A 26,396-nucleotide genomic window follows, 5' to 3' on the forward strand; every position below is an offset into this window, starting at 1 on the left:
CGGTGGGAGAGTCGGAGCGGGCAGAATCCAGAATTTGCTACCCGGCGGCTGCAGGCTCCAGCTCTCGCTCGTTCGCCGCGGCCCGCTTGTCCTTGCGGTGACGGAGCTGGCCGATCAGGGTCACCACAGCGGACAGGACCGCCGAGAGGGCGATGCCGACCCAGAGGTCTAGTTGAAGCGCTGCCGCCCCCACGAGGGCGCCGAGCAGAATCAGTGAGATCGCGAGTGCGCGGCGCACCCAGAACGGGCTCTTTCCGCCGGCGAGGCGCGAATCCGAGGCCAACCCGGTAATGGTGGAGGTCACCACCACCGTGGTGATTTCGGCGACCTTGAGGCGTTTCGCCGTCGCGGCCTGAATACCCATCGCGAGGGCGAGGGTGCTGGTGGTGATACTGCCCAGTAGGTGGTCGGCGGTGACGTCGACCAGGGCGGTGAACAGGGCCAGGCCCCCGGTCAGCCCTGCCACTAGCAGGAAGGTTGCCGATGTTCGTCCGCTCCAACCCTCGGATGCCGTGCGCAACACGCGCCCGCCAATGACGGCGCCAACCATGAAGAAGAGCAGGGCCAGGGCCGGGCGGAGGACCGGGAGATCGCTGCCGCCTGCGATGGCCATGCCCAGCAGAACGACGTTGCCGGTCATGTTGCCGGTGAAGACCTGATCGAGACCCAGGAAACCCACCGCGTCCACCACCCCGGTGGAGAAGGTGAGCGTCAGCATGAGCCATAGGTGGAGTCGGTCGGTGGAGACGGGCTGCCGCTTCATTGGATCCTCCAGGGGTAGATGGACCGTCGCATCACCGTCGGCCTGTATACAAAATGTACCTTTCTGCCTATTGTTGTATGCAATCGGTCGCTTGTGGAAGCGGGCTGCGTGACGCACCCGGACCCATCAAGACCCCAACCCAGTCCACGGACCCGCTCAACGAACCGAAAAGGACCTCGATGACCTATACCCAGCCCGCTTCCTTCACCACCCGGCCCACCCTCGAGGGCACCTTCGGGATGACCGCTTCCACCCACTGGCTGGCCACCGCGTCGGCGCAGGCAGTCCTTGAGCGTGGGGGCAACGCGTTCGACGCCGCCGTCGCCAGCGCATTTGTGCTCCACGTCGTAGAGCCGCACCTCAATGGCCCGGGTGGGGATATGACCGGCGTGTTTGCGACGGCGGCAAACCCGTCCGAGCCCATCGTCCTGATGGGGCAGGGCCCGGCCCCAGCCGCCGCCACCCGCGAGCACTACCTCTCCGAGGGTCTGGAACTGGTGCCAGGCTCCGGTGCGCTCGCCGCAGCCGTACCCGCCGCCGTCGACGCCTGGTTCCTGCTGCTCCGTGACCACGGCACCTGGGAGCTCGGCGACGTCCTGCACTTCGCCATCGGCTACGCCCGGAACGGGCACCCTATTGTCGGGCGGGTGGGTGCGACGATTTCAGCGGTCGCTGACCTCTTCAACGAGCACTGGCCCACGTCGGCAGCGCTCTGGATGCCTGAGGGCAAGGCCCCAGCGGCCGGTGAAATGATCAAGAACGAGGCCTACGCGGCAGTGCTGGACCGGTTGGTGGCTGCCGGGGCGCCGGACGCCACCCGCGAGGAGCGCATTGATGCTGCCCGCCGCGAATGGAGCGAGGGTTTCGTGGCGCAGGCCGCCGTCGCCTTTACCGCGCAGCCGCACCGCCACTCGTCCGGCACCGACCATGCCGGGGTGATGAGCCTCGAGGACTTCGCCGGTTGCCAGGCCACCTACGAGCCCGCCACCACCTTCGAGTTCCGCGGCCACACGATCGCGAAAACCGGGGCCTGGGGGCAGGGACCAGCCCTGCTGCAGACCCTCGCCATCCTCGCCGGGTACGACGACGAGCACCTGGACCCGTCCACTGCCCTCGGCGCCCACACCATCCTCGAGGCGCAGAAGCTGGCCATCGCGGATCGGGAGGCCTACTACGGCGACGCCGACGTTCCGCTGGATTACCTGTTATCCGAGGAGTACTCAGCCCAGCGCCGGGCGCTGATCACCGACCGGGCGTCGGCAGAGTTCAGGCCCGGCACCGTCCCGGGGCGCGAACCCTTCATCCCGCCGCTGCGCACCGAATACACGGCACCGGCTTTGGCCGGGGTGGGCGCAATGGCAGGCGTCGGCGAGCCGACCGTCTCCCGCAGCGGCGAGACGCGCGGCGACACCTGCCATATCGACGTCGTCGACCAGTGGGGCAACATGGTCTCCGCCACGCCGTCCGGCGGCTGGCTGCAGTCCTCACCGACCATCCCCGAACTCGGGTTCTGCCTGGGCTCACGGTTGCAGATGACCTGGCTGGAGGACGGTGCGCCGTCGACCCTGCGCCCCGGCAAACGCCCCCGCACCACCTTGACTCCGACCCTGATCCTCAAGGACAGCGTCCCGGTGGTGGCGCTCGGATCACCCGGCGGCGACCAGCAGGACCAGTGGCAGCTGCTCTACATTCTGCGCACCGTCGTCGGCGGCTACTCACCACAACAGGCCATCGACGCTCCCTCGCTGCACACCACGTCCATCCCCGGATCCTTCTTCCCCCGAACCTGGGAACCCGGGGGAGCCGTGGTGGAGGATCGCCTCGGTGACGACGTCATTTCCGATCTGGAAGGCCGCGGCCACGTGGTGACCAGGGCCGGCGACTGGGCGCTCGGCCGCATCTCCTCGGTTGTGAGCGACCCCGCAACCGGTGTACTGAAGGCCGCCGCCAACCCCAGAGGAGCACAAGGCTATGCGGCAGGACGCTAAACTGCGGGGCGCACGGGAACTGCCGGCACCGATCCGCGGTGCCGCTCTTGCCGCCTGAGCCAGAGTCGGCCGATCCTGCCCCGAAACAGCGGGTGCAGGACGAAATCCGGCATGACATCATCTTCGGGTCCCTGCGCCCTGGCACCCGCGTGACCGAGGCGGCGCTCGCCGCCAAGTACGGGGTCTCCCGCATCCCCGTCCGGGAGGCGCTGCGTGCGCTGGAGGCTGAGGGTTTCGTTGATTCCAGGCCGTACGCCGGATCGACGGTGTCGGAAATTCCGGTGGACGACGCCGACGATCTCTTCGCCGTCCGTGAAGCGCTCGAGGCTGCCACCGCGCGGCGTGCGGCGCGGCGGGCGTTGGCCCAGTTCAGTGCGGGCGAGCCCAGCGTCGAGTGGTGGAAGACCCGTAGGTTGCTCGCCGACCTGCTCGACGACGGCGACCAGGCCGTGGCGGAGGGCAACCTCAAGGTGCTGCCCGAGCTGAACATCCGCTTCCATCTGGGGATCGCCGATCTCAGCGGCAGCGCCTCATTGACGGCCCTGCTGCGCCAGATTTCCGGCAAGATCGAATGGCTTTACGCCACGGACGTCGATCATCGGGGGAAGCAGTCGTGGGGTGAGCACCGGCTGATCATGGCAGCGATCGACGCCGGCAACCCGGTCGACGCCGAACGGCTGATGGCCGGGCACGTCCACCAGTCCCGGGTGGGATATCTGGACCGCTTCGCCACCCCCTGAGACCGGCCCCCACGGTTTTTCCCGCTGACCGTCGCTAGAGGAGCGGGCGGAGGGGAGCGAGGATCGCCTCGCTGACGCGGGCCACAAGGTGGCGTCGCTCCCATTCCTTAATCGTGAGAATCCGGCTGTTGCCACTGTCGATCGCGAAGATCTGCTCCATGTTGTGTGCCAGCCCCTCGTCGAAGATCTCCAGGTTGATCTCGTAGTTGCCGGTCAGGCTCAACCGGTCAATGTTGGCGGTGCCGACTGTCGACCATTGCCCGTCCACGGTCGCCGTCTTCGCATGGATCATGGCGTTCTGATAGAGCAGGATCTGGATGCCGTTCTCCAGCAGTGATGAATAGAAGCCGCGGGACAACCAGTCAGAGAGCACATGGTTTGATTCCTCTGGCAGGATCACGCGGACGTCAACCCCGCGTTTACTGGCCCGCAGCAGGGCGTTCAGAATCTGCTGATCCGGAATGAAGTAGGCGGTGGTGATGTAAATGTGGTCCTTGGCTCGATTTATTGCATCCAGGTAGACGCCGCGAATCGGGAACACCAGGTTGGCGGGAATGTTGTTGACCGCCCGGAGGCGGGGCTCCCAGAAGCCGGCACTGGTGTCGTCCAGGGGTTGCCGGGACCGTGTGGTGGCCAGATTCCAGACGCTGACAAAGGCTTCGCGCAAATCCCAGACCGACGGCCCGACAACCCGCAGGTGGGTGTCCCGCCACTTCGTGGCGTACAGGCTGCCGATGTTGTAGCCGCCGACAAACCCGATCCGCTCATCAACAACCAGGAGCTTGCGGTGGTCAAACCCGGTGCCGCGAATGTTGGTGAAAAGGATTGACGGCCGCAGGACCGGGAACCGGAAGACTTGCACATCGGGGTGGAACGAGTAAAAGGATGGCCGCACCACCAGGTTCGCGAAGCCGTCGTAAATGACATGCACCTTCACGCCACGCGCTGCCGCCTCGTTCAGGGCGTCACGGAAGGTGTGGCCGACGGCGTCGCCCTTCCAGATGTAGGTCTCCATCAGGATCTGGTGCTGGGCAGATCGGATTGCCTCAAGCATCGCTTCGTAAAGATCTTCGCCGTAGGTGAAGACAGTGGTCGCCGACCCGGCGACGTGACCGTCGAAGGTCCCCGGCTTGGGAAATCCCTCACGTTTGGTTCTGATCTTCTTCTCCACCGCGTCAATAACCACCAGTGTTGCGGCGACGACCGCCTGCAAACCCCCGAGCGCCATCGCAGCTCTTCCGACGACGGTGCTGGCGAAGCCGACGAGGCGCTTTGGGTGGTGTAGACGCATATTCAAGAGCCTATCGGACCGCGCCCGGAATCAGAGCTGGCGTAGATACCGGTCGGGTGCGTTCATGAAGCTACGCCAGTTGACTGTCAGATCCAGTTCGTCCCAGTGCATCTCGCGGAACCCCCAGGGCCCGAGCTCGAGGATTGTTGCGCCGGGAAGGGCAGCGAGGAGAGGGGAGTGGGTGGAGAGGAGCACCTGGGATTTCCCATCGGCGAGGAGTTCTTTCAGGATCCCGAGCAAAGCCAGACAGCCGCCGAAGGACAACGCCGATTCCGGCTCATCCAGCACCCACAGGCCCGGTCCACGAAACCGGTCCACCGCGAGTTCGAGGAACGACTCCCCGTGTGACATCGAATGGAACCGGGTGTCGTTGCCCGACCGGCCAGGATTCTGCTCCAGATAGGTGAAGAATCCGTGCATGGTCTCGGCCCGCAGGAAATAGCCTCGTTTGCTGGCGCCCGGGTTCCGGACCAGCTGGAGGTGATCCGACAGTTCCGACTCGGACGGCCGGGTTGAGTGACGCGCACCGGTGGACCCGCCCTCGGGCGACAGCCCGAAGGCCAACGCAATCGCCTCGACCAAGGTCGATTTGCCCGAGCCATTCTCGCCGACCAGGACTGTGGCGGAGCCGAGCGTCATCCCGTCGTCCAACAGTTGCGCCACGGGCGGCAGGTTGGCCGGCCAGCTCCCCTGCTCCAGTTCGGAGGCCGGATGGGCAGTGACCCGCCGGAGGGGGAAACGGTCGAGGCGCATCACAGCATCATGGCAGCCGCCTCAGACAGTCACAATCTCCGGTGCCGTCCAACGGTGTGTCATGATCAGCGCACTGCACGTTTCGCATCCGACACGATCAGCACACGACAAAGGAGTCACCCGTATGACCGGCTGGAGAATCAGGGACTTTCACTCTGCTGACATGGACGCGATCCTCCACCTGTGGGAGGAATCCCGCAGCGCCGGCGTCGAACCGGTGTACGCGCTCGCTGAGGTCCTCGCCTCCTGCCAGAAGGATCATGCCGTCGTCGCCGTCCACGGTGAAACGGTGGTCGGCACCGCGGTGGCCCGCGCCGCGCACGACCAGGGCTGGATTGTCTTCTTCGCCATCGACGAGGGCTGGCGTAACCACGGGATCGGCAGTGCGCTGCTCGCCGCCATCGAGGGCAGGATGGCACCGCACGGCCTGACCAAGCTCTCCACCCTGGTGCCCGACGCCGAACACCGGGTGGCTGCCCTCCTCAACTCGGGATTCCAGGACCGGAAGCACCTGAGGTACTTCGAACGTGACATTCCCGTGCAACGCCAGGAAATGGGCCTGCTCAGTGAACTCGGCGGACGGTTGATGCCGCGCAACCTGTGGAACAACGTGGGCGGCATGCAACGCGAGAAGGAACTGCTCGAACGCCGGTTGGTCCTGCCGCTGGCCAACCCCGACCTGGCCGAGCAGTACGGGGTGGTGCCGCCGCGTGCGGTGATGCTGTTTGGCCCGCCCGGAACCGGCAAGACCACCTTCGCCAAGGCGATTGCGTCACGGTTGGAGTGGCCCTTCGTCGAGGTGTTCCCCTCGCGGCTCGCCGCTGACTCCAAGGGCCTCGCGGGTGCACTGCGGGAGACCTTCCTCGAGATCGCCGAACTCGAACACGCGGTGGTCTTCATTGACGAGGTCGAGGAGATCGCCGCCCAGCGCCAGGGGGAGCCGCCGTCGCCGTTGCAGGGTGTGACCAACGAACTGCTCAAGATCATTCCCGCGTTCAGGGAACGGCCCGGCCGGCTGCTGGTGTGCGCCACGAACTTCATCCGGGCGCTCGACACGGCGTTCCTCCGGCACGGGCGCTTCGACTACGTCATCCCTATCGGGCTGCCCGACGACGACGCCCGCCACGCCATCTGGCAGCGCTACATCCCGTCCGAGGTGGCAGCAGAGGTCGACATCGTCCAGTTGGTCAAGACGTCCGACGGATTCTCGCCGGCCGACATCGAATTCGCTGCCCGCAAGGCGTCCCAGCGGGCCCTGGAGCAGGCGGTCTTCGGCGCGGTCGACGGTGGCACGCCAGCCCCCGGCCCGTCCAGCGAGGACTACCTGACGGCGATCGCCGAAACGCGGACCACCGTGTCGGCGTCCGTGGCGCAGGAGTTCCGCGAAGACATTGAACGGATCGCCAGGCTGTAGTGGGACCCGGGGTGCGCGACGTTATCGGGGTTTGCGGCCCAGATACACGGTGTTGGTCGAGTCCCTGCCCTGCAGCGGGTTGTCAAAGCTGACGACGTCGGCGCGTACCTCGGTGAACACCTCGCCGAGGACGGCCAGGTACTCGTCGTCGGGTGGGTCATTGGACCAGAGCGCGAAAATCCCACCCGGGTGCAGGTGCCCGGCCAGCCGCCGCGTGCCGGCCGGATCGTAAAACGGTGAGTGGCTGGGGTGGAGGACGTGCCGGGGGGAATGGTCGACGTCGAGGATCACCGCGTGGAACAGCCTCGCCGGGGCCTCGGGATCGAATCCTTCCGCCGATGCCGCCAGCGCGAAAAAGTCGCCGTGGACGTAACGGCACCGCGGGTCCGCGGTCAGTGTCTTCCCGGCCGGAATCAGCCCGGTCTGGTGCCACTCGATAACCTCGCCGAGCGCCTCGACGATCAGGAGCGACCGTGCACGCGGGCTGTCGAGTACCGCCTGAGCTGTGTAGCCGAGACCCAGGCCACCGACGACGACGTCGAGCCCGTCCTCCGGCAGCTCAGCAAGAGCCAGCTCGGTGAGCTCAATCTCGGCGACGGTGAAGAGGCTCGACATGAGGAAGTCGTCGTCGAGCTTGACCTCGTAGACCTCCTTGTCGAAGGTGGGGTCCCAACGCCGTCGGAGGCTGATCTCACCCAGCCGGGTCTTGCGCCAGTCGAGTTCCTCGAACCGGGCGCTCACCGCTGCACCCCGGTTCGCAGGCAGGAGGATGAGCTGACATTGGTGTGTCGGGCAATGAGGATCATTCCTTTAGTCTGTCAGGTAATCGGCTCCACGGACGGTGGGGCGAACCGTGCGCTGCGCCAGCCCGCGGCCGTCACCAACCTCCGTGGTCAATACCCCTAGTCGCGGACGCGGACGGCCGTCTCCCGCAGGTATAGGTCCACGCGGGTGTACGCATCGCGGGTCAGGGCCTTCCAGAGCTCGACGGCGAGCCGCGGGTCCTCGGATTCGAGCTGGCTAATTACGTCGGCGGTGAGCACCATGACCTTGACCCCGCCCTCAGCCTTCACCGTGGTCTCCTGGCGGTCGTCGCTGCCGAGTGCGAGTTCACCGAACGTCATGCCGGCGCTCAGGGTGGTCAGGCGCACCCGACCGCCGGTGGGACCGGGGACCGAGGTGGTGATTTTTCCGGACAGGATGAAGAACACGCCGCCGAACCGCTGGCCGACCCGGCGGATCACGTGCCCGTCGTCGTACTCGCGCTCTTCCATGCGACCGGCGAGAGCCGCGGCGTCCTCGCTGGTCAGCGGGCTCAAAGCCGGGCAGTCGGTGACCTTGACCAGCGTTGGGAGAAAGAGGTTATCGCCGTAGGCGGCAATGAGCTGGTCCTCGCACCACTCGACCGCAGCGGTGCGCGTGTCGAAGGTGGGAACCTCACGGTCCACGTCCTCGAAGGTGTCGGCGAGGGCCCCGTCGCTGTCAATCAGCACCAGTTCCCTGCCTTCGCTGACCAGGTTCTCCCGCGCTTCGGCCAGCAGCCGCAGGGAGACGTCGGCGACTTCGTCGACCCGGCGGAGGTCGAGGATGATGAACTCTATGGTCTGGTCGAGGGAGCTCAGCTCACGGATCATCGACTCGGTGCCAGCGAAGAGCAGGTCGCCGTTGAGTTCGATCACGCGGGCGCGGTGACCGTTGTCCCGCAGGATGTCCATCGCCTCGTCGTTGCGGCGGATGCCCGACGGTGATGCCGAAATGTCGTAGGTGGACCGGATCGCGGACTTGCCGGTGCGGGCGGCCCTGACGAAGTGCAGTTCCATATCCCGGGACAGGCGCTGGCTCGTGGCCATGCCGCGGACACTGCTGCCGTGTTCGTCCAGGGGAGGGGAGTAGACAGCGAGTCCCACCTGGCCGGGCAGGACGGCGATGGTGCCCCCGGCGACTCCGCTCTTGGCGGGCATCCCGACGGTGCTGATCCACGACCCGGCGTCGTCGTACATGCCGCAGGTGGTCATCACCGACAGAACCCGTTCGATCGGGCCGATCTCCATCACCTGACGGCCGGTGAGCGGGTTGCGGCCACTGTTGGCCAGGGTGGCGGCCATCACCGAGAGGTCGAGACAGTTCACCAGGACCGAGCACTGGCGGAAGTAGTCCTCGATCACCGGGGTGGGATCGTCCTCAATGATGTTGAACGAGCGCAGCAGGTGGGCCAGGGCGCGGTTGCGGTGGCCGTGCTTGAGTTCGGACTCGTAGATTTCGGTGTTGACGCTCAGCTGTCGCCCGGCGAACGCCGAATAGGTGTTGAGGATGCGCTTGAACCGTCCGTTGCCGCCCGACCCTTTGATCAGGGAGGTAGCAGTCAGGGCGCCAGCGTTGATCATGGCGTTGGAGGGCCGCCCGGTGCCCTCGGCGAGGGAAATTTCGTTGAACGAATCGCCGGAGGGTTCGACGTCGACCTTCTCATCAACAGCTTCCATCCCCAGGTCGGCGAGTGCCAGCCCGTAGGTGAAGGGCTTGGAGATGGACTGGATGCTGAACTCGTCCCGGGTGTCTCCCACCTCATAGATATAGCCGTCAACCGTGGTGAGGCAGATGCCGAAGTTGTTCGGATCGACATTGGCCATTGCGGGGATGGTGCTGTAGGGCTTGCCATCCTTCAGCTCGGCGATCTCCCGATGAATGCGCTTGAGGTAATTTTCAATAGGAGAGTCCATGGTCCAACACTAGCTGGAACCCAATGGCACTCAGCCGGTGCCGCCGGTACCTGGGGGGCGACGGTCAGGAGCGGAGACAGGGCCAAGTACAGGGACAGGGACAGGGCCAGGATCGGGGGCGGGAACCGGATCGAGGGTGAGCGGATGAAGCTCAAGATCGAGCCCTTGGTAGTCACCGGCACGCCCCGTGACGAGCGGCATCATGAACTGGCGGGAAATCGCCGCCTGAATAAGCACGCCCAGGGGATAGTAGGACCCGGTCGCATTCTTCGTCGTCGCAAGCTTCGCCAGGGTTATGGCACTGTCGGCGTCCAGAGGGAGCACTCGCCGATGCAGCAGCCCCCGCAGCAGATCTTGCAAGGCCCGATCCCGGATCGACCGCAGCCGGGGATCTGTGGCCGCATAAATAGCGGCTGTCACTTCCGCAATAGCGAGTGCGGTTGTTTGAGGTCGAGACGGAAACTGCTTCACAAACTCGACAACACCGTCATCCTCGGTCGAGCGAATGAGTGCGAGAAGAACGTCCGAGTCGAGAATGCTCACGATTCGGCCCTCCACTCGTGTGGAGCGGGTTGCGTGGAGGCCGCTCGGTTCAGCGTGGATTGACTGCTTTCGAACTGTTTCGGCTCGGGTTGTCTGAGCTCGGGTTGTTTGAGTTCCAGTCGCCGGAAGGGTGACCTCCGCTGTGGCAGTGCGGCATCGGGAACCGAGCCAATGTCCAGACGGATGTTCCAGAGCTTCGCGTACCACTCCGGCACCTGTAAGGCGGCCAGGGGGGTGAGTGCCTGCCGGGACTCGGCCGGTAGGCTGGCGAATCGGTTCACCAGCAGCCGCAGTTCCTGTTGCATTGACCGGCCGTTTTGCGCTGCTATCACCTTAATCTGGTCTACTACCGCGGGCTCTATTTGGCGAAGCGTGATGTTCGGCATGGGTGTCTCCTTTTCAAATCGTGCATGCAGTGCATGCGATGCATGCATTTCCCCATCCAAAAGTGCATGCATTGATTGCACTGCATGCACCAAATAAAAGGGATACCGTCCCCCGTCTATGTGGGTAAGCTCACTGCCTGTCACCTCAACCGTGAGAGGATACCTAGGGCCCGAACGCCGACGGCGCGAGCTACTAGCCTCCAACCCAGGGCCACCCCGACACCCGGGTGGGCGGCAAATACTTCAGGTTCTACGTTCTGTGGCTGACTTTCCCGCCGATGATCCTGTTTGCGCTGGGTCAGCCGATTGGGCTGATCCTGGCGTACGGTGTCCTCGGTTCACTGTTCATGCCGTTCCTCGCCGTCACCCTGCTCGGACTGCTGAATGGGAAGCGGATCCCCAAGAAGTACGCGAACAAGCTCCACACCAATATCGCTTTCGCCGTCGTCGCCTTGCTGTTCATTGTGCTCGGCATCAACCAGTTGGTCGGCGCCGTCGCGCCTCTCTTCGGGAGCTGACCCCGGGGTTTAGCCGCTCCGGCTGCGCCAGAAACGGCCCTGCGACTCAGACCTGCCGGTTGCAATCGGCGAACGTGAGCTTCGGGGCCGTTTCTGGCTCCGGTCGCCGTTTCTGGCTGGGGACTGCAGTGCCGGGGGACCGGCCGCTAGGAAAACCGGAGGCTAGGAAAACCGGACGTCTGTGAAGCCGCACACGGTGATCTCCACTGAACTCACCGGCCCCACCGAGGTCACCGACTCCACTGACTCAGCCGAGCCCGCCGAGCCCGCCGACCCTACCGAGCCCGCGAGCCCTACCGAGCCCGCCCGGGCGTCACCGGCAAGACCGCCCAGCTCCGCCCGGACCGCGGCGGCCACGTCGCGGACCAGCCGGGGTGCCGGGGCGCCCGTCAGCGCTGCAATCCGTGCCCTGATGACCAGCCCGGTATCGGCTGTGTCGACCGCGACCACCGTTTCGTTGGCACCGAGGGTGCTCGCGATACCGGCGAGCACGGCCGACCGCGCCGGATACAAGCCAGCGACTCCTTCCACCCCAGCAATGATCTCCTGGACGCGAAGGGCTAGTTGGTTCTTATTCATTCACCGCTCCCTTCGGGGCTGGGCTGAAATGCTCGTGGACATCGGTTACGGTCACGTCGATCGACGTGAGGTTGAGCTCGGAATGGGTGCTGATCATCGCCGCGATCCTCGATCGGAGGGATTCGATCATCGCCGGCAGCGGGTAGCCGAAGAAGGCTGTCACGTTCACTTCGATCATGACGTCGGCGCCAGGGGTGGTGATGTCGCCGTGCAGCCGGCATTTGCCGATGGTTGCGCCGTCGACGTCGTCACCAATTCGCCGGATGAGAGCCAGCAGGCTCCCCTCGGTTTCGAAGAAGGCGTCCTCGGGATATTCGCTGGACAGTGGAATGCTCCGGCCGGAACGCATTTCCAGCCGGAGATTGCCAAGGATCGATTGCAGCCACGGCTCGTCAGCCGATCCGGCCTGCTCGGTGTCAGCTGCCGCAAGCTGACCGCTGAGGCGCTGCAGGGAGCGAAGCCCCGCCAGCCCGGCCTGGCACTCGGGGCACCGCAGGTAGTGTTGCTCGGCCGCGGACTGTCCGGTCCGCAGGTATTCTTCAAGCTCGTCGAGGCTATGGCCACAACCGGGGTCAGGGAGCTCGTTATTCATCGCCAGTCCTCCATTTCCTTCATCAGGGTGGTGCGTGCTCGCGACAGTCGACCGCGAACGCTGTCGGTCGTGGTGTCCATCGTCTTGGCAATGTCCTCGTAGGATTGCCCGCCCATTTCCTTCAGCACCCAACATTGCCGTTGCTCCAGTGGAAGCCTTTTCAGGGCTTCCACCAGGGAACGCATCTGGGTGTCCTGCTCGACTGCCCGCTCGGGACCGGGCCCGTGGTCAAACGGTTCGACGTCGTCGAGGTTGACGGTGTTCTTGCGCTTCCGGATCAGATCGATGCTTTTGCGGCCGCAGATCCGCATCAGCCACGGCTTCACGGCCGAACCGTCCTGCAGTTTGCCGAGCTGGTTCCAGGCCTGGAGGAGGGTTTCCTGCACCGCGTCGTCGGCGTCAGCCGTCGACCCGGTAAGGCGGCGCGCATACCCGCGCATTAGTGGCCCATAGCGTCGGGCGAGCGATTCGAAAGAGGACACGTCGCCGTCGGAGGCCCGCTCCACCAGGAACGAATCCGCCGCATCGTCGAGGTTGAGACGTGGACGGTCAGGGACCGTCAATCGACTCTCCGGGTGCGGGTGAACCGGGTCCTGGCGCCGGTCTGCACACTGACCAGAACGGGGATCCGTTCGCCGAGCAGCGTGTCCAATCCGGCGATGGCTTCGTTGGCTGCTGCGACCACGGCGCCCGGGGAGGCGCCACGGCGTGGCTGAACCCTGACCCGCAGGCCGGTTTGGCGACGCACCCGCCAGGAGGACACCGCAACGGCGAGGATCTGGCCGTTTTCTTCCAGGGCGGTCCGCAGCGCGTCGGCCACCAGCGAGGTTTCTACGGTGGTGTTGCCCATTGCGGATCCTTGCCGTCCCACGGTGCTGGTCCGCCCGCCGCCCTGGGAAGCGATCCACCCGATGAGCAGGGCAACGCACACCACGACCAGCGCCAGCGCGGCGATGGTCCACCAACTGGTGTCGGCGGTCAGGGGTGCGGACGCCAACAGGGCGGGGAGCCCGTTGACCGCCGTGGCGCCGGTCGAGGTCCAGGCCTCGGCAACGTCCGGCACGAGGCCCGCCGCGGCGGTCAGCGCGCCGACGGCCACCAGTATCAGTCCAAGGACAGCGAGCAGCGTGCGGTTCAACCAGCGGTGTGTGGAACTCATATGCCCAACGCTCCTTCGTGCCTGATGTTGATCCTAACCGTCGGCTCCGGACGAAGCCCGTATCCCGACAGCTCATCCTCGACGGCCGACCGGATGGTCGATTCATCGAGGGGCGACCCGCTGGTCGGTCGGACGTCCACCGTGATGCGTCGCCGGTCGACGCGGGTGGACACCTGATCCGGGTCCAGTCCGGCCTCTTGCCGGGTACGCCGCGACACTGCGGCAGCGATCACCTCCGAGTCGACGACAACAGCCGTCCGGTCCTGGTCGACCACGTGCAACGCCTTGGTCCCTGGTGTCACGGCGACCAGCAGAAGCACCAACCCGATGAGAGCCAAACCGATGCCGGCTGCTGCCAGGCCCCAGGGGAGCGTCGACTCCGGCAGGTCCGCCGCCCACTGAAGCATCGACGGAGGATTCGCGACCAGCGGAGGCTGATCCAGCAGGGACAACACAGCCTCGGTTCCCAGCCAGGCCAAGCCCAGGAGGCCAACGACGGCGGCTGTCACCGATGCTCCAGCACGGGAGGAATGGGTCTCACGGCGCAGGAGCCGCCGGGTGTGCAGCAGTTCGCTCATGCCAGTTTCCGTTCCGCTGGTGGGTGGATGCCGGTGAGTCGGATGTCGATCCGGCCCACCTCCGACCCGGTCACCCGAGAGGCTGCTGCCCGGATCCTCGAGCGGGCGTTCTCGGCCCGTTCGAACAGTGTCCCTCCGCCCTGCTCTACCGCCTGCGGGTTCCGCGCAGCCTGGAGGAGGGTGGGCGCGGGGAGTGGCACCGACACGGCCATCCCGAGGGCGCCGCCGTCGTCGGCCAGGCTGACCCGCACGTCCCGGCGCGGGACACCAAAGACCTCAGCGACGACGGCTTCGGTGGTGTGGGTCAGCGCCGCCTTCGTGACGCGGGTGTGCCCGTTACGTCCGGTCCCGTTAAGCCCGGCCGGGGTGGCCCGGGCAGGGTTTGCCTTGGCCGGGGTCGCCGCGGTCATGAGGAGGAGCGCCTGCCCCGCAGGGCATCGAGCACCGAGCCAAGGTCAAGCTTCCCCTCCGCGGTGCGGCCGAGGAAGGCGCCGATTGCCATGAACAGTGCCACCAGGACGAAACCCCAGAAGCCGAAGATCAGTGCAGTCAACGCGAGGGTGGCGCCGACGGCGATGCCGGTGGTGGTCGGGCTCATGAGACGCGCGATTCTGCTGGTGCGGTCTGGGCGTCGTCGTCGTCATCGATGTCATCGCCGGGGACGTGGATATCGGTGACTGTCACGTTTACCTCGGTGACCTCCATGCCCACGATGTCCTCAACGGCCGAGTAGATGGCGTCGCGAACCTGGCCGGCGACCTCCTTGAGCGGGTGCGGATACTCGACGACCAGGGTGATGTCGACGGCAACCTGGGTCTGGCCGACCTCGACGGAAATACCCTGGGTGTGGTCCTTCTGGCCCATCGCGTCACGGATGGAACCGAGAGCGCGGGCTGCCCCGCCACCCACGGCGTAAACGCCCGGAATGTCGTGAACGGCGATGCCAGCGATTTTCGCTACAACGTTGTCGGCGATGGCAGTGGTGCCGCGGCCATCGTCATTCGGGTTCTTCCCGACGACGGTCGCGGTGGTCGGCTTGGAAGCCTGGGTCTTGTCCTGGGGCTGAGTAGTCATGAGGTGGCTCCTTGATCGATATCAGTCAATGTTCCGGTCAAACGGGTGCCCTCACGTCAAGTGCACCTGTCCCTAAGACGGAGCCGCCAGAAAGAAGCTCACGGTGCTGATAAAGTGAGCCAGGTCACATCAATATTGAAGGCCAATCGTGACCGCTGCGTGACGGTTCCTTAATGTTGATGTGCGTAGGGTGTAAAAGAGGCCAATTCACCGTGCCTCGGACTTTTCCGGAATTTTGCCTGCAGGCTGACACGTAACCAATGTGAAGAGGGTATTGATTTGTTGGATTTCTTTGGAGACCGGCTGCCTCAAATCCTGTTCGCCAGCTGGCAGCACTTTTCCCTGGTTGTCCAGTGCCTGATTCTCGGGACCGTGATCGCGGTGGGCATCGCGGCGCTGGTTTACCGCAGCAGCACCTTCAGGTCGATTGCGAACAGCGTCTCAGCGGTAGGTCTGACCATCCCGTCATTCGCCTTCATCGGGCTGATGATCGCGCCCTTCGGTTTCGGGGTGACTCCCGCCGTCATCGTAGTGTCCTTCTTCGCCGCGCTCCCGATCCTCCGGAACGCCGTGGTGGGGTTGACCGGGATTGACAACTCGATCGTCGAATCGGCCCGGGGGATCGGCATGAGCCGGTTCCGCACCCTGCTGCAGGTGGAACTACCACTGGCCTGGCCGGTAATCCTGGCCGGCATCCGGGTGTCTGCCCAGATGGTGATGGGCATCGCCGCGATTACCGCCTACGCGCTCGGCCCCGGCCTCGGCGGCTTTATTTTCTCCGGGCTCTCCCGGTTGGGCGGCGCCAACGCGCTGGAATCAGTTGCCACCGGCGTCATCGCCGTCATCATTCTTGCCCTTGTGCTCGACGTCCTGCTCATCGGCCTCGGCCGACTAACCACCCCGCGAGGTATCCGTGTCTGAGACCCTTTCCACAGCAACCGACAACACCGGGAAGTCCGGACCTTCCGGTATTACCGGGGCCAGCATCCTGTTGGACAAGGTCACCAAGCATTATCCGGGCCAGGATGCCCCGGCCGTCGACGGTCTCACCCTGGAAATCCCGGCAGGCAAGATCGTCATGCTGGTGGGCCCGTCCGGCTGCGGCAAGACCACGACACTCAAGATGATCAACCGGCTCATCGAGCCCACCGAAGGACGGATCGTCCTCGACGACGACGACGTCACCGACATTAACGGGGACAACCTCCGGCGCCGGATCGGCTACGTCATTCAGGCCGGTGGACTGTTCCCGCACATGAGTGTCGCCACGAACATCGGTATTGTGCCGAAAATGCTCGGCTGGAGCAAAGAGAAGATCGCCGCGCGGGTCGATGAACTGCTGGAACTGGTCTCCCTGGATCCCGCCCAGTATCGGGACCGCTTTCCCAAGGAGCTTTCCGGCGGGCAGCAGCAGCGCGTCGGCGTAGCACGTGCACTGGCCGCAGACCCACCCGTGCTGCTGATGGATGAGCCGTTCGGCGCCGTGGACCCGATCACCCGGCAGCGGCTGCAGGATGAGCTCCTGAATATTCAGGCGGAGCTGCAGAAAACCATCGTCTGCGTCACCCACGACTTCGACGAAGCGGTGAAGCTCGGCGACTGGATTGCCATCTTCACCGACGGCGCGCAGCTGGTGCAGTACGACACTCCTGAACGGATTCTCGCGAACCCCGCCAACGAATTCGTCGAAAACTTCATTGGGTCAGGTGCCGGGCTGAAGCAGCTCACGCTGACCCGCGTCAATGAGGTGGACCTTGCCGAGGCGGTTGTCGCCACTAGTGGCGACCTCGCCAGCGACGTACTCTCACGGCTCGACCAGGCACAGCACGACCACGCCGTCATCGTCGACGAGAAAAACCGCCCAATCCAGTGGCTCACCCGCCGCCAGCTCACCCGGATCGACCGGGTCAGCGACGACCGGGACGCCAAACTCCCCGTCGTCGGCGACCGGGCGACGCTCAACGATGCGCTGGACACCATGCTGGTCTCCAGCGCTGGCGCCGCGCTGGTGACCGGGAAACGCGACACCTTCCTCGGTGTGATCGACGTCGAAACGATCATGGACGCGATCGGTCGCGCCCATGCCCATGCCCGCTCAGCACATTCCTCCGGGCGCCGGTAGGCGTCAACACCGGGACGCTGCAGGCAGTTGAGGGCCAGGATGTCGCCGTCGACGACGGCGAGCCGTCCCGTCCGGCTACGGGATCCGGCCAGTGAGCGCTGCCGCACCAGCCCAGAATCCTCTGGCCGTTGCCGCCGAAGCGGATATCGCCGGGCCCTCCTGGCGTCCGCTGGTCTATCAGCTCGCCGGCATCCTGGCGGCGCTTGCCGCGCTGATCATCTGGGCTCTGACCGCTGACCTGTCGGAGACCGAACTCAACACCCTCAACCCAGACTCGCTGCTCGGCTACACGCTTGAACACCTTGCCCTGACGGCTGTGTCAGCGGTTATCGTGCTGGTAATTGCCATCCCGCTCGGTATCCTGTTGACCCGCGGGCCGTTCCGGCGGCTCACCGGTCCGGTGCTCGCCGTCGTCAATATTGGGCAGGCGGCCCCGGCCATCGGGTTGATTGTGCTCCTTGCCTCGTGGCAGGGATTCGGCTTCGACGCCGCCATCATCGCGCTGGTCCTCTACGCTCTGCTGCCCGTTCTCCGGAACACGATGGTTGGCCTCAACCAGGTTGATGAGCGTCTCGTCGAGGCCGGCCGGGGCATGGGGATGAGCGCCGCAGCCGTATTGTTCAAAGTGGAGCTTCCGCTGGCGGTCCCCGTCATGCTCGCAGGTATCCGCACCGCACTGGTGCTCCTCGTGGGCACCGCCGCACTCGCGGCATTCATCAACGGCGGTGGGCTGGGGATTCTCATCATCACCGGAGTGAACCTCAACCTGGTCAGCGTCCTCGTTGTGGGCTCGGTCCTGGTGGCACTCCTGGCCCTTCTGGTCGACTGGATTGGGCGCGTTGTCGAACATGTCGCCCGCCCGAAAGGACTCTGATGCTTCCCAGCACCACACCACCCGACCGCGCCCTGCCCCGGCGGGTGCTGCGGCGTGCCGCCGGTGCCGCGGCCGTCCTGTCCGCGGGGCTGCTGGCCACCGGTTGCGGTCTGCAACCAGCCACCTCCTACGTCCCTGCTGCGGGTCCTGGCAGCATTGCGGAAATTGTCGACGGCGAACCCCTGACCGTCACCTCCAAGAACTTCACCGAACAGCTGATCCTCGGCAAGATTGCCGTCCTCGCCGGCCAGGCGGCAGGATTCGATGTCACCGACCTCACCAACGTTCCCGGCAGCCAGCCCGTGCGTGAGTTGGTGCTCGCCGGTCAGGCCGACATGGTCTGGGAGTACACGGGAACCGCGTGGCTCACCTACCTTGGCATGAGCGAAGGGTTCCCCAACCAGGAGGAGCAGTTCGCCGCAGTCTACGAGGCTGATCTGGAGAACGGGTTGACCTGGGGGGACACCGCGCCCCTGAACAACACCTACGCGATCGCGGTGCGCAGCGAGGCCGTCGAGGAGCTCGGCGGCATCAGCACCATCTCCGAAATCGCCGAACTGCCGGTGGAGGAAAGGACTTTCTGCGTCGAGGCGGAGTTCAACTCACGCCCGGATGGCATGAACCCCATGCTCGCCCACTACGGGATGGAGCGGGGTCAAGCAGACGGCGTCCCCGATGACAACATCAGCATTTTCGATACGGGAGCGGTCTACACCGCTACCGATAACGGCGATTGCAACTTCGGTGAAGTATTTGCCACCGATGGGCGGATCGACGCGCTCGATCTCACGGTCCTTGAGGACGATCTCGGCTTCTTCCCCGCCTACAATGCGGCACCGGTGTTCTACACGGAGACCCTTGAGGCGCACCCTCAACTTGAGGACGTCTTCGGTGCAATTGCCCCGACCCTGACCGACGAGGCGCTGCGGGCCATGAACCTGCGGGTCGACGTCGAGGGCGAAGAACCCGCGGACGTCGCCTTCGACTTCATGGTGGAGCAGGGCTTCATCTCCGAGCCGGAGGGGCCGCTCGGCTCCGACAGCTAGGGCCCGCTAGGGCTCGCTCGCTGTGAGGGCGGTGATCATCCGTTCCAGGCGGGCGATCCCAGAAAACCGGCCAGCGTTGTCGGTGACAAGGATTGGTTCGAACCGGTGGGCAGGTTCGCGGGTGACCGACCGGTCGAGGGCCGCAGCCAGGGGAGTGTCAAGATTCGCCCGCAGTCCTTGACTGACAACTCCCAGCGCTGCGGCATCGGGCGTGAGCAGCGAAACTGGCCGCAGATCAGCATCAATCAGCACCGCCGCAGCCAGCCCGGGATCGGCGGTGAAAACCTCGATTGCCTGGGCCATGCTCAGCACGGCGGGGGCGGGCTCAACGACGTCGCGCAGCACCGTCTTCGTATCCGCCACCTGCCGGGCGGCGAGACGATGCGCCAGCTCGAAGTCGAGTCCGGCCCACGGTGGTCCCGGCCGGGCCAGCAAATAGCCCTGCACCAGGGGGACGCCGAGACTGACCAGGGTATCCAGTTCTTCTGAACGTTCCACGCCCTCCGCAAGAATCCAGGCGTCCACCCGGCTGGCGAAAATCCCCAGCATCTCGATCAGGGCCCGTTTTGCCTCGTCACGGTCAACGTCCTGGATCAGCTCCCGGTCAATTTTGATCATTGCGGGGCGCAACTGCAGCAGATGCCGCAGGCCGGCATAGCCAGCGCCGGCGTCGTCGACGGCGATTTGGGCGCCCGCGGCACGCAACTGGTGCAGATCGGGCTCAAGCTCGAGGTAGGACTCGATGGGAGTCTGCTCGGTCAACTCGACAATCAGCCCGCCCAGGTTCCCCTCCTCCCGCCACACGCTGCGGATGCTCTCGGAGGTGAGCAGCTCTGGGGAAACATTGAGGGTGAGGAAACAGTTCGCTGGCAGACTGTGACGGGCCTGGAGCGCAACCCGGAGCGCGGCCGATTCGAGGTCGGCGGCCCGGCCGTGTCGCCGTGCGGCCGCGAACCAGACCTCGGGATTCTTCTCGCCGAAGCCCGGGAAACGTGCCAGGGCTTCGTAGCCAACAACGATGCCGCGGGCGGTGTCGATGATGGGTTGGTACGCCGCGGCCAGTCCCTCGCCCCGGCAGGCACGCGCCAGCAGCGCCTCCCAATCCGGCGCGTCACTGCTGCCGGCCTGGGAGGGGCTAGCTGCGGGCATCAACTAACCGGCTGGATGGCACCGCGGACAGACTGAACCAGGCTGTCTGGCACCGTGGTCAGACCGTGCACTGCAGCCGCGTGGGCGCCAACCTGGGCCAGGATCTCGTCGTCGGTGCTGCACACCCATTTGGCCTCGCAACCGGGGACCACATCACCACATGCAAACGATTTCATCGAATCTCCTTGTGCTCCGCCTTCGTTGGCGGGGAATTACCTTGCTGGACGTGTTGGCTTCAAGTGTTATTCGCCCCGGCGGTCCAGGAAGATTGCCCCAGTACCGGCTCATTTGAATACTTGAACCAGCCATGACTATCGGTCGTTCAACAAGCTGTGTAAGTGCTGCCAGTGCGTTGAGTCTCTCCAGGGTCCCGGACGAGGTCCGTAGCGTTATCCGACTTGCCGGGCTGTGTTCACCCGCTATTGGCTTGATCTCTGCTTTGATGGAGGTCAATTAGGTTGTAAACGGTTACCGCCAGCTACCTAGAAGGTCACCATGAATTACCGGACGGCCGAACATCCTCGGCCGCAGCAGTTTATCCTCCACCTCAGCGACACTCACCTGCTCGGCGGGCCCGGGCCACTGTACGGGGCGGTGGATAGCGAAGCCCGGTTACGTCAGATCTTCTCCGAACTCGAGGCCTCTGGCGCCCGACCCGAGGCGTTGGTCTTCACCGGGGACCTGGCCGACAAGGGTGAAGCCAATGCCTACGCGAAGCTCCGCGCCATTGTTGAACCGGCTGCGGCCAAACTTGGCGCGGAGGTAATCTGGGCCATGGGCAACCATGATGATCGGGCCAACTTCAGGGTCGGTCTGCTCGACCAGGCACCAGACACAGCGCCAATCGACCGTAGCTACCTCATCAACGGGTTGCGCATCATCACCCTGGACTCGACGGTCCCCGGCCACCACCACGGCGAATTCAGCCACGAGCAGCTGGTGTGGCTCGCCAACGAGCTTTTGACCCCGGCGCCCAACGGCACCCTGCTCGCCCTGCACCACCCTCCGATTCCGTGTGTACAGGACCTATCGGTCCTGGTGGAACTCCGTGGCCAACGCCAGCTGGCCGACGTCGTCCGCGGCACCGATGTGCGCGGCATCCTGGCCGGGCATCTGCACTACTCGACCACCGCCACCTTTGCCGGGGTGCCGGTGTCGGTGGCCTCGGCCACCTGCTACACCCAGGATCTGGGGTACGACGGCGGCGGCACCCGCGGGCAGGACGGCGCCCAGGCCTACAACCTGGTGCACGTGTACGACGACACGATCGTCCACTCGGTGGTCCCGATCGGTGCCTACCGGCCCGTCGGGGAAACCGTGCCTCTCGTGGAAACACGCCGCCGGCTCGACGCCGCCGGGGTACGCATCGCCGCCGCGACACCTCAGCGCCAGCTCACCGGGGCCTAGGCACCGGCTCGCTGGCGGACGGTCGGGTATCGCCTGAACCCTTCTCAGCTCGATCCCCACCTCGCTCCGGCCCTACACCTCGCGGTACCTACTTTTCCCAGGGCGCCTTGAGGGGGAAATACTTCTCCAGGAAGTCGGTGACCAGGTGTGCTCGCTCCTCCGCGGGAACCTCGGGGAAGCTCCCGTCATTGAGGCAGAAGAAGTCCGTATGCCGTTTATCCAGCAGTTTGTTCAGGCTGCGCAGCCCCGACCGCATGGTGGTGTCAATGTAGGCCACCTTGGCGGATTCCTGGGTGACGGCCCGGCCGGTCAGCAACGCGTAGTAGTGGTACAGCGAGTTGGTGACCGAAATGTTGTCCTTGGCACGGAACCGTGAGGCTGCGGTCGCGGAGAACTCGGCTGCGAACACCTCTTCCATTTCCAGCAGGACGCTGCGGCGCAAGGGTGCAGCCGTATGCTCAAGGTGTCGGGTGGTGATCCGGCCGAACCGGTCGTGCAGTAGCCTCCGGTTGACCCGCGCGGCGTTTTCGAAGCCGCTCCGTTCGGCGTCGTTGTCCCCCAACCCAATGCGGGTGTCAGCCTGGATGAACTTGGTAATCCCGCCGGGGGAGAAGAACATCTCGGGAGATACCGGACGGCCGAAGAACATGTCGTCGTTCGAATAGAGGAAGTGCTCCGACAAACCCGGAATGTGCTGCAGCTGGCTCTCGACCGCCTGCGAGTTGTGGGTGGGGAGCACCGACGTGTCCCTGAAGTGTTCCTCCGAGCGGACCAGCGTGACCGAGGGGTGATCGGCGAGCCACTCGGGGCACTCCGAATCGGTGGCGATGAAGATCCGCCGAACCCACGGCGCGAACATGTAGACCGATCGCAGGGCATATTTGAGTTCATTGATCTGGCGGAACCTGGCCTCATGGTCGTCGCCTTCGCCCACCACTGCGTCCTTCATCCGGGCCGCCCTGGCTGCCTGGTATTCGGGCGAACTACCGTCCACCCAGGAGAAGACCAGATCGATTTCGAAGTCGATATCCGTCGCATGGTCCGCGAACATGTTGTCGATGGTGGGCCACATCAGGCCGTGTCGCTCGACTGAGCCGCGGACCACCTCGGAGGAGGGGAGGGTCCGGCGGGTCAATGAATTCTCGACCGGCAGTTCGATGGTGTCGCCGTCGAGCTTCCAGAGTTCAATCTGCACACCGGCCGAGGGGCCGAAGGACAGGCCGCCGATCGGTTCAATCCGAGGGCGGAACAGCCGGAAGATCCGCGCTTTGCCGCTGTGGGAGAGGGAGCCATCGGTGACCAGCAGGGTGGTCCGGCGCTTCGTGTCGACGGTGCGCGAGTAGAACGGCTCGTTCTTGCAGGCGGTGACCAGGGCCTCCCGGAGGCGTTCACGGAACTTGAGATCGATGGCGATGACCGGGCGCTCGTCATTTCCGCGCACCAACAGGTACTCGATGTCGGCGTCCTCAAGCGCGGCGCGGATGAACAACAGATCCTCGACCATGGCCTGGTGCGGCGTGGTGTTCTGGTTGATCAGCGTGAACCGGCGCTTGACGGTGGTGATGTCGGTGCGGTCGTTGAATCGTGCGACGGCGTCGCGCGACGCGGACTCAAGGACTTCGGCCTCATTGACCGGCTCCGGCGCGCCGAAGTAGATATCGTGTTGGGCGGCAGTGTCCGTAATGTGAGCCTCCAGAGGGTTGTCAGGTGTCTTAGCTCCATGATAAAGCCTGCCCACGACCGGGCAGACTTGTCTGGCTGGACCTCTAGTAGGTGGAGTACAGTTCCCCGACACGCAGCTCGGTGTCCACCCGGTTGTCGATACCCGGCAGCGGGCAGGCCCACGCCTCGTCATAGGCGCACGACGGGTTGTAGGCGAAGTTCAGGTCGATGATCAGCCGTTCGCCGACAACGCCAAGGTGTGCACCCTTCACCGTGTCCAGCACGTAGCGGCCACCGCCGTAGGTCCCGCCGGCCGTGCCAGCAGACCCGTCGCGCAACGGCAGGAACAGCCCGCCGCCGTACGACGCGAGCCGCCATAGCGCCAGGCGTCCGACGCCGTCGAGCCCCACCGTGCCCAGCCGATGGAAGGTCACCGTACCGTCCGTGCCGGTGGGGACGTCCATTTCCTCGCCCACGCCGTCGTCGTCGATCACTGCCTCGAACCGGTACTCCGGCTGGTACGGGGCCACCGCGAGACCGTCGAAGGCGGCCACAGCCGTCGCGTCGAGCGGGGAGGCGGGATGGCTGGCGAACAGCTTGTCCCGGCCCGCGCGCCACAGGTCATGCGCGGACGACGGCGAACCGGCCTGCGCGCTCTCGCGCACCTGCCCGTAGAGCTCGAATACCTGCTGACGCCAGTCAGCAATGTGCAGGGCCGTAGTAGCTGTAGGCATTTCACCAGCCTAGCGGTCGACGTCGGGCGGCCGTCATGGAAACTCCAAATACAGTTGCCCAGGCGTACTGTGTCATCTGTGGCAACCGGTATCTTCTTCATCGTTCTGTTCTCCATCCTGCTCGGAGCAATTGCCCAGCGGATCGCCGGCCTGGGTTTCGCCCTGCTCATCGCGCCGTTCCTGGTGATCATCCTGGGCCCGCATGAGGGAGTGGTGCTGGTCAATATTTGCGGGGTGGTGTCCTCTGCCCTGATTGTCGGCAGGGTCTGGAAGGACATCGACTGGAGCATGTTCCGGTGGATGGTCATCCCCTCCGTTTTCGGCTCGATTCCCGGTTCGATTGCCGCGGTGATGCTCCCATCGGCACCGCTGTCGGTGACGGTTGGCGGCGTTGTCCTGGTGGCGCTGTCGGTGTCGCTGGTGTTGCAGCGCTCGTCGGTGGTGGTGCGCGGCAATGCGCCGAAGGCAGTTGCGGGGCTCACCGCCGGCCTCACCAATGCAATGGCTGGTGTGGGCGGTCCCGCCGTCAGCGCCTACGCCCTGCTGTCCCGTTGGCCGCAACGCCCTTTCGCGGCAACTCTGCAGCCGTTTTTCGTGGTGATCGGGCTCATCACCCTCGCGGTCAAGCTCAGTCTCGACCCCACCGATGCCCCCGCGCTGCAATGGTGGATGTGGTCGGCGATCGGCGTTGTGATCGTCGTCGGAATCTTCGCCGGTGAGAAGCTCTCCCGGTTCATCAAGGACGACCATGCCCGGTTATTTGTGATTGTGATCGCTTTCTTCGGCGCCACGGCTGCGCTGGTCAAGGGATTGCTGGATCTCCTGCTCTAGGGCGCGGACCTGGTGCGGCTGAACCGGGGCGTGGCACCGAGTCGCTGAACCTCCGAGGCAGCTGCCGGTGGCACCATTGAAGAGATGAAACTTCCTCTCCGTGTGCCCGGTCGGCGTGCCCTGCCCATGCCCCTGTGGCTGCAGGGTGTGTTCGAGCTGGCCCAGGCAGCAGTGATTTCCGCTCTGTTGATCCTGGTTCCCCTGGCCGCCGTATGGCTGGCGGGTGGATTCGCCGATCGGACGCCTACCGGAATGCTGCAGTTGGGCGGCCAGGCGTGGCTTCTCATCCACGGAGTGCCTCTCGAAGTGACTTTCGCACCGGCCAATCCGGACGGCGTGGGAACCACCGGGATCCTCTCCATCGTGCCGTTGGGCCTGACCCTGATCCCGTTCCTGCTTGCCTGGCGGGCCGGTCGGCGTCTGGCGCGGGCCTCCTACTCCGATCAGCTGTGGCAGGCGCTCCTGGGTGCCCTCGGGATTTACGCGCTGGTGGGGGGTGGCGTTGCCTACCTCTGCGCTACGGCTGAAGCGACTGTCCCGCTTGCTGCGGGCGCCCTGATTCCCCTGTTGTCGGCCGGGCTGGGGCTGGTGATTGGCGCGTACCGCGAGGCGGGCGCGTGGAGCCGCCTGATCGGCGTCGACCGCGCCGCCTGGCTGGCGAAAACCAGCCAGAGCTCCCGGTGGGCCGGATCCTACGCCTGGGCCTGCCTGAGGTCCGGATTCCTTGCGCTGGTGGTATCCCTGGGGTTATCGGCGTTACTGCTGGCCGTCACCCTCGGGCTGCGCTGGGCAGAAATGGCGACCGTCTATCAGCGCCTCGATGCAGGGATTGTCGGCGGGAGCGCCCTGACTCTGGCCCAGCTCGGCTTCCTGCCCAACCTGGTGGTGTGGACCCTTTCCTGGGCTTCCGGTGCAGGGTTTGCGCTGGGGTCCGGCAGCGCCATTTCTCCGCTGACGACCAGCGCCGGACCGCTGCCAGCCATCCCGGTCCTCGGCGCTGTGCCGCCCGGCACCCTCGAATACGGGCTGGCGGCTCTCGCCATCCCGGTTCTGGCGGGGCTGCTGGCCGGCTGGTGGTTCTTCCGGGAAGGCGAGAACCACCTCGACGAGTGGCTGGAAATCAAGGTGGCAAGGCGGTGGTTTACGGCAAGTCTGTCGACCCTGGCGGCCGCCGCCCTGATTGGACTGACCGCCGGTGTTGCAGCCGGGGTGGTCGCATGGGTGTCTCATGCGTCGCTAGGCCTCGGCCGGCTAGTGGATTTGGGCCCCAACCCGCTGTGGGTGGGCCTGTTGATTGCCGGGGAGGTGGCTGTCGGCGTCGTCATCGGTTACGCGGCGGGGCCGTTGCTGGAGCGTGAAAAGCGCGCCTAGCCGGTGTCACTTCCCCCAAAAGAGTGGCTGCCCCGCAACTACGTCACAAAAGAGTGGCTGCCCCGCAACTACGTCACAAAAGAGTGGCTGCCCCGCAACTACGTC

28 protein-coding genes and 2 pseudogenes are annotated in these 26,396 nt (G+C 65.2%); 11 read left to right on the top strand and 19 right to left on the bottom strand.

The features are described 5' to 3' along the window. Window positions 1–37: 37 nt before the first annotated feature. Window positions 38–763 (bottom strand): YoaK family protein, encoded by a 726-nt coding sequence (locus tag DDA93_RS05460; RefSeq protein WP_024476283.1) that lies wholly within the window; start codon window positions 761–763, stop codon window positions 38–40. 179 nt (window positions 764–942) lie between these two features. On the opposite strand from DDA93_RS05460, the gene DDA93_RS05465 reads away from it, so the two are divergent. Further along, a complete protein-coding gene (locus DDA93_RS05465) occupies window positions 943–2,751 on the top strand; it encodes a gamma-glutamyltransferase (RefSeq protein WP_116778230.1) in 1,809 nt (602 codons plus the stop codon). 38 nt (window positions 2,752–2,789) lie between these two features. Continuing rightward, complete coding sequence (locus DDA93_RS05470) at window positions 2,790–3,491, top strand: GntR family transcriptional regulator (protein ID WP_237742103.1); 702 nt, start codon at window positions 2,790–2,792, stop codon at window positions 3,489–3,491. Between the two features lie 34 nt (window positions 3,492–3,525). Here the strand turns inward: DDA93_RS05470 and DDA93_RS05475 are convergent, their stop codons facing one another. Beyond that, a complete protein-coding gene (locus DDA93_RS05475; RefSeq protein WP_116778231.1) occupies window positions 3,526–4,719 on the bottom strand; it encodes a phospholipase D-like domain-containing protein in 1,194 nt (397 codons plus the stop codon). A 93-nt stretch (window positions 4,720–4,812) separates the two neighbouring features. Next, complete coding sequence (locus DDA93_RS05480) at window positions 4,813–5,535, bottom strand: ATP-binding cassette domain-containing protein (protein WP_116778252.1); 723 nt, start codon at window positions 5,533–5,535, stop codon at window positions 4,813–4,815. A gap of 124 nt (window positions 5,536–5,659) precedes the next feature. Here DDA93_RS05480 and DDA93_RS05485 point away from each other — a divergent pair, with 124 nt between their 5' ends. After that, on the top strand, window positions 5,660–6,949 hold the full coding sequence (locus DDA93_RS05485) for a GNAT family N-acetyltransferase (protein ID WP_116778232.1): 1,290 nt from the start codon (window positions 5,660–5,662) through the stop codon (window positions 6,947–6,949). A 21-nt stretch (window positions 6,950–6,970) separates the two neighbouring features. Here the strand turns inward: DDA93_RS05485 and DDA93_RS05490 are convergent, their stop codons facing one another. The 4 genes from DDA93_RS05490 to DDA93_RS05505 form a co-directional block, all read right to left on the bottom strand. After that, a complete protein-coding gene (locus DDA93_RS05490; RefSeq protein WP_019481939.1) occupies window positions 6,971–7,690 on the bottom strand; it encodes a hypothetical protein in 720 nt (239 codons plus the stop codon). 161 nt (window positions 7,691–7,851) lie between these two features. Next, window positions 7,852–9,666, bottom strand: a complete 1,815-nt coding sequence (gene glsA, locus DDA93_RS05495; protein ID WP_116778233.1) for a glutaminase A — start codon at window positions 9,664–9,666, stop codon at window positions 7,852–7,854. Window positions 9,667–9,696: 30 nt separating this feature from the next. After that, window positions 9,697–10,209 carry a hypothetical protein gene (locus tag DDA93_RS05500; protein ID WP_024476273.1) on the bottom strand — a complete coding sequence of 171 codons (513 nt, stop codon included), beginning with the start codon at window positions 10,207–10,209 and terminating at the stop codon, window positions 9,697–9,699. Next, complete coding sequence (locus DDA93_RS05505) at window positions 10,206–10,595, bottom strand: hypothetical protein (protein WP_019481943.1); 390 nt, start codon at window positions 10,593–10,595, stop codon at window positions 10,206–10,208. Before DDA93_RS05505 ends, DDA93_RS05500 begins: the two co-directional genes overlap by 4 nt. A gap of 209 nt (window positions 10,596–10,804) precedes the next feature. Between DDA93_RS05505 and DDA93_RS05510 the strand changes: the two are divergent. Further along, window positions 10,805–11,113 (top strand): annotated as a pseudogene (locus DDA93_RS05510) (divalent metal cation transporter); the annotation flags it as partial. 162 nt (window positions 11,114–11,275) lie between these two features. On the opposite strand, the gene DDA93_RS05515 reads toward DDA93_RS05510, so the two are convergent. The 8 genes from DDA93_RS05515 to DDA93_RS05545 are packed head-to-tail and all read right to left on the bottom strand — an operon-like array spanning window position 11,276 to window position 15,095. Continuing rightward, window positions 11,276–11,692, bottom strand: a complete 417-nt coding sequence (locus tag DDA93_RS05515; RefSeq protein ID WP_116778234.1) for a hypothetical protein — start codon at window positions 11,690–11,692, stop codon at window positions 11,276–11,278. Beyond that, window positions 11,685–12,284, bottom strand: a complete 600-nt coding sequence (locus DDA93_RS05520) for a hypothetical protein (RefSeq protein ID WP_024476643.1) — start codon at window positions 12,282–12,284, stop codon at window positions 11,685–11,687. The genes DDA93_RS05515 and DDA93_RS05520 overlap by 8 nt, the downstream gene beginning before the upstream one ends. Continuing rightward, window positions 12,281–12,847, bottom strand: coding sequence for an RNA polymerase sigma factor (locus DDA93_RS16715; RefSeq protein WP_019481947.1), 567 nt, complete (start codon window positions 12,845–12,847; stop codon window positions 12,281–12,283). Before DDA93_RS16715 ends, DDA93_RS05520 begins: the two co-directional genes overlap by 4 nt. Continuing rightward, the gene (locus DDA93_RS16720) at window positions 12,844–13,443 is read right to left on the bottom strand and encodes a hypothetical protein (protein WP_243400522.1); all 600 of its coding nucleotides are present in this window, start codon (window positions 13,441–13,443) and stop codon (window positions 12,844–12,846) included. Before DDA93_RS16720 ends, DDA93_RS16715 begins: the two co-directional genes overlap by 4 nt. Beyond that, on the bottom strand, window positions 13,440–14,021 hold the full coding sequence (locus DDA93_RS05530; RefSeq protein ID WP_024476641.1) for a DUF6286 domain-containing protein: 582 nt from the start codon (window positions 14,019–14,021) through the stop codon (window positions 13,440–13,442). Before DDA93_RS05530 ends, DDA93_RS16720 begins: the two co-directional genes overlap by 4 nt. Further along, the gene (locus DDA93_RS05535; protein ID WP_243400523.1) at window positions 14,018–14,431 is read right to left on the bottom strand and encodes a hypothetical protein; all 414 of its coding nucleotides are present in this window, start codon (window positions 14,429–14,431) and stop codon (window positions 14,018–14,020) included. The genes DDA93_RS05530 and DDA93_RS05535 overlap by 4 nt, the downstream gene beginning before the upstream one ends. Next, complete coding sequence (locus tag DDA93_RS05540) at window positions 14,428–14,619, bottom strand: DUF2273 domain-containing protein (protein ID WP_019481951.1); 192 nt, start codon at window positions 14,617–14,619, stop codon at window positions 14,428–14,430. The genes DDA93_RS05535 and DDA93_RS05540 overlap by 4 nt, the downstream gene beginning before the upstream one ends. Next, window positions 14,616–15,095, bottom strand: a complete 480-nt coding sequence (locus tag DDA93_RS05545) for an Asp23/Gls24 family envelope stress response protein (protein WP_116778236.1) — start codon at window positions 15,093–15,095, stop codon at window positions 14,616–14,618. Before DDA93_RS05545 ends, DDA93_RS05540 begins: the two co-directional genes overlap by 4 nt. 279 nt (window positions 15,096–15,374) lie before the next feature. On the opposite strand from DDA93_RS05545, the gene DDA93_RS05550 reads away from it, so the two are divergent. From DDA93_RS05550 to DDA93_RS05565, 4 genes and pseudogenes are all read left to right on the top strand, one after another. Next, window positions 15,375–16,016, top strand: coding sequence for an ABC transporter permease (locus tag DDA93_RS05550; protein WP_019481953.1), 642 nt, complete (start codon window positions 15,375–15,377; stop codon window positions 16,014–16,016). Then, window positions 16,009–17,312, top strand: a pseudogene (locus tag DDA93_RS05555) (ABC transporter ATP-binding protein). The gene DDA93_RS05550 and the pseudogene DDA93_RS05555 overlap by 8 nt, the downstream one beginning before the upstream one ends. 50 nt (window positions 17,313–17,362) lie before the next feature. Beyond that, entirely contained in the window at window positions 17,363–18,091 is a 729-nt protein-coding gene (locus DDA93_RS05560; RefSeq protein WP_026040968.1) for an ABC transporter permease, read from the top strand. Then, window positions 18,091–19,137 carry a glycine betaine ABC transporter substrate-binding protein gene (locus DDA93_RS05565; RefSeq protein ID WP_116778237.1) on the top strand — a complete coding sequence of 349 codons (1,047 nt, stop codon included), beginning with the start codon at window positions 18,091–18,093 and terminating at the stop codon, window positions 19,135–19,137. Before DDA93_RS05560 ends, DDA93_RS05565 begins: the two co-directional genes overlap by 1 nt. Window positions 19,138–19,143: 6 nt before the next feature. On the opposite strand, the gene DDA93_RS05570 is transcribed toward DDA93_RS05565, so the two are convergent. After that, window positions 19,144–20,286 carry an EAL domain-containing protein gene (locus tag DDA93_RS05570; protein WP_024476636.1) on the bottom strand — a complete coding sequence of 381 codons (1,143 nt, stop codon included), beginning with the start codon at window positions 20,284–20,286 and terminating at the stop codon, window positions 19,144–19,146. Further along, window positions 20,286–20,462: a DUF1059 domain-containing protein gene (locus tag DDA93_RS05575; protein ID WP_019481958.1), complete on the bottom strand. Its 177-nt coding sequence runs from the start codon at window positions 20,460–20,462 to the stop codon at window positions 20,286–20,288. The genes DDA93_RS05570 and DDA93_RS05575 overlap by 1 nt, the downstream gene beginning before the upstream one ends. Window positions 20,463–20,781: 319 nt before the next feature. On the opposite strand from DDA93_RS05575, the gene DDA93_RS05580 reads away from it, so the two are divergent. Continuing rightward, window positions 20,782–21,693 (top strand): phosphodiesterase, encoded by a 912-nt coding sequence (locus tag DDA93_RS05580; RefSeq protein ID WP_116778238.1) that lies wholly within the window; start codon window positions 20,782–20,784, stop codon window positions 21,691–21,693. An 88-nt stretch (window positions 21,694–21,781) separates the two neighbouring features. Here the strand turns inward: DDA93_RS05580 and DDA93_RS05585 are convergent, their stop codons facing one another. Together DDA93_RS05585 and DDA93_RS05590 are read right to left on the bottom strand one after the other, a co-directional pair. Continuing rightward, a complete protein-coding gene (locus DDA93_RS05585; protein WP_237715231.1) occupies window positions 21,782–23,257 on the bottom strand; it encodes a stealth family protein in 1,476 nt (491 codons plus the stop codon). 202 nt (window positions 23,258–23,459) lie between these two features. Further along, complete coding sequence (locus tag DDA93_RS05590) at window positions 23,460–24,089, bottom strand: DUF1684 domain-containing protein (protein ID WP_116778239.1); 630 nt, start codon at window positions 24,087–24,089, stop codon at window positions 23,460–23,462. Window positions 24,090–24,167: 78 nt separating this feature from the next. Between DDA93_RS05590 and DDA93_RS05595 the strand changes: the two genes are divergently transcribed. Further along, window positions 24,168–24,920 (top strand): sulfite exporter TauE/SafE family protein, encoded by a 753-nt coding sequence (locus tag DDA93_RS05595; RefSeq protein ID WP_237742125.1) that lies wholly within the window; start codon window positions 24,168–24,170, stop codon window positions 24,918–24,920. A gap of 84 nt (window positions 24,921–25,004) precedes the next feature. Continuing rightward, window positions 25,005–26,291: a DUF6350 family protein gene (locus DDA93_RS05600; RefSeq protein ID WP_024476630.1), complete on the top strand. Its 1,287-nt coding sequence runs from the start codon at window positions 25,005–25,007 to the stop codon at window positions 26,289–26,291. The last annotated feature ends 105 nt before the right edge of the window (window positions 26,292–26,396 follow it).

Origin of the sequence: Arthrobacter sp. Bz4, from assembly GCF_003075455.1 — a bacterium.
In the GTDB taxonomy this organism is placed as follows: Bacteria; Actinomycetota; Actinomycetes; order Actinomycetales; family Micrococcaceae; genus Arthrobacter_D.

Bases quoted from the DNA above. Each gene is read 5' to 3' on its own strand.
- DDA93_RS05460 (WP_024476283.1), bottom strand. From the start codon at position 763: ATGAAGCGGCAGCCCGTCTCCACCGACCGACTCCACCTATGGCTCATG.
- DDA93_RS05515 (WP_116778234.1), bottom strand. From the start codon at position 11,692: ATGAATAAGAACCAACTAGCCCTTCGCGTCCAGGAGATCATTGCTGGG.
- DDA93_RS05520 (WP_024476643.1), bottom strand. From the start codon at position 12,284: ATGAATAACGAGCTCCCTGACCCCGGTTGTGGCCATAGCCTCGACGAG.
- DDA93_RS05465 (WP_116778230.1), top strand. From the start codon at position 943: ATGACCTATACCCAGCCCGCTTCCTTCACCACCCGGCCCACCCTCGAG.
- DDA93_RS05535 (WP_243400523.1), bottom strand. From the start codon at position 14,431: ATGACCGCGGCGACCCCGGCCAAGGCAAACCCTGCCCGGGCCACCCCG.
- DDA93_RS05565 (WP_116778237.1), top strand. From the start codon at position 18,091: ATGCTTCCCAGCACCACACCACCCGACCGCGCCCTGCCCCGGCGGGTG.
- DDA93_RS05570 (WP_024476636.1), bottom strand. From the start codon at position 20,286: ATGCCCGCAGCTAGCCCCTCCCAGGCCGGCAGCAGTGACGCGCCGGAT.
- DDA93_RS05475 (WP_116778231.1), bottom strand. From the start codon at position 4,719: ATGGCGCTCGGGGGTTTGCAGGCGGTCGTCGCCGCAACACTGGTGGTT.
- DDA93_RS05575 (WP_019481958.1), bottom strand. From the start codon at position 20,462: ATGAAATCGTTTGCATGTGGTGATGTGGTCCCCGGTTGCGAGGCCAAA.
- DDA93_RS05505 (WP_019481943.1), bottom strand. From the start codon at position 10,595: ATGCCGAACATCACGCTTCGCCAAATAGAGCCCGCGGTAGTAGACCAG.
- DDA93_RS16720 (WP_243400522.1), bottom strand. From the start codon at position 13,443: ATGAGTTCCACACACCGCTGGTTGAACCGCACGCTGCTCGCTGTCCTT.
- DDA93_RS05545 (WP_116778236.1), bottom strand. From the start codon at position 15,095: ATGACTACTCAGCCCCAGGACAAGACCCAGGCTTCCAAGCCGACCACC.
- DDA93_RS05540 (WP_019481951.1), bottom strand. From the start codon at position 14,619: ATGAGCCCGACCACCACCGGCATCGCCGTCGGCGCCACCCTCGCGTTG.
- DDA93_RS05590 (WP_116778239.1), bottom strand. From the start codon at position 24,089: ATGCCTACAGCTACTACGGCCCTGCACATTGCTGACTGGCGTCAGCAG.
- DDA93_RS05485 (WP_116778232.1), top strand. From the start codon at position 5,660: ATGACCGGCTGGAGAATCAGGGACTTTCACTCTGCTGACATGGACGCG.
- DDA93_RS05530 (WP_024476641.1), bottom strand. From the start codon at position 14,021: ATGAGCGAACTGCTGCACACCCGGCGGCTCCTGCGCCGTGAGACCCAT.
- glsA (WP_116778233.1), bottom strand. From the start codon at position 9,666: ATGGACTCTCCTATTGAAAATTACCTCAAGCGCATTCATCGGGAGATC.
- DDA93_RS05580 (WP_116778238.1), top strand. From the start codon at position 20,782: ATGAATTACCGGACGGCCGAACATCCTCGGCCGCAGCAGTTTATCCTC.
- DDA93_RS05600 (WP_024476630.1), top strand. From the start codon at position 25,005: ATGAAACTTCCTCTCCGTGTGCCCGGTCGGCGTGCCCTGCCCATGCCC.
- DDA93_RS05480 (WP_116778252.1), bottom strand. From the start codon at position 5,535: ATGCGCCTCGACCGTTTCCCCCTCCGGCGGGTCACTGCCCATCCGGCC.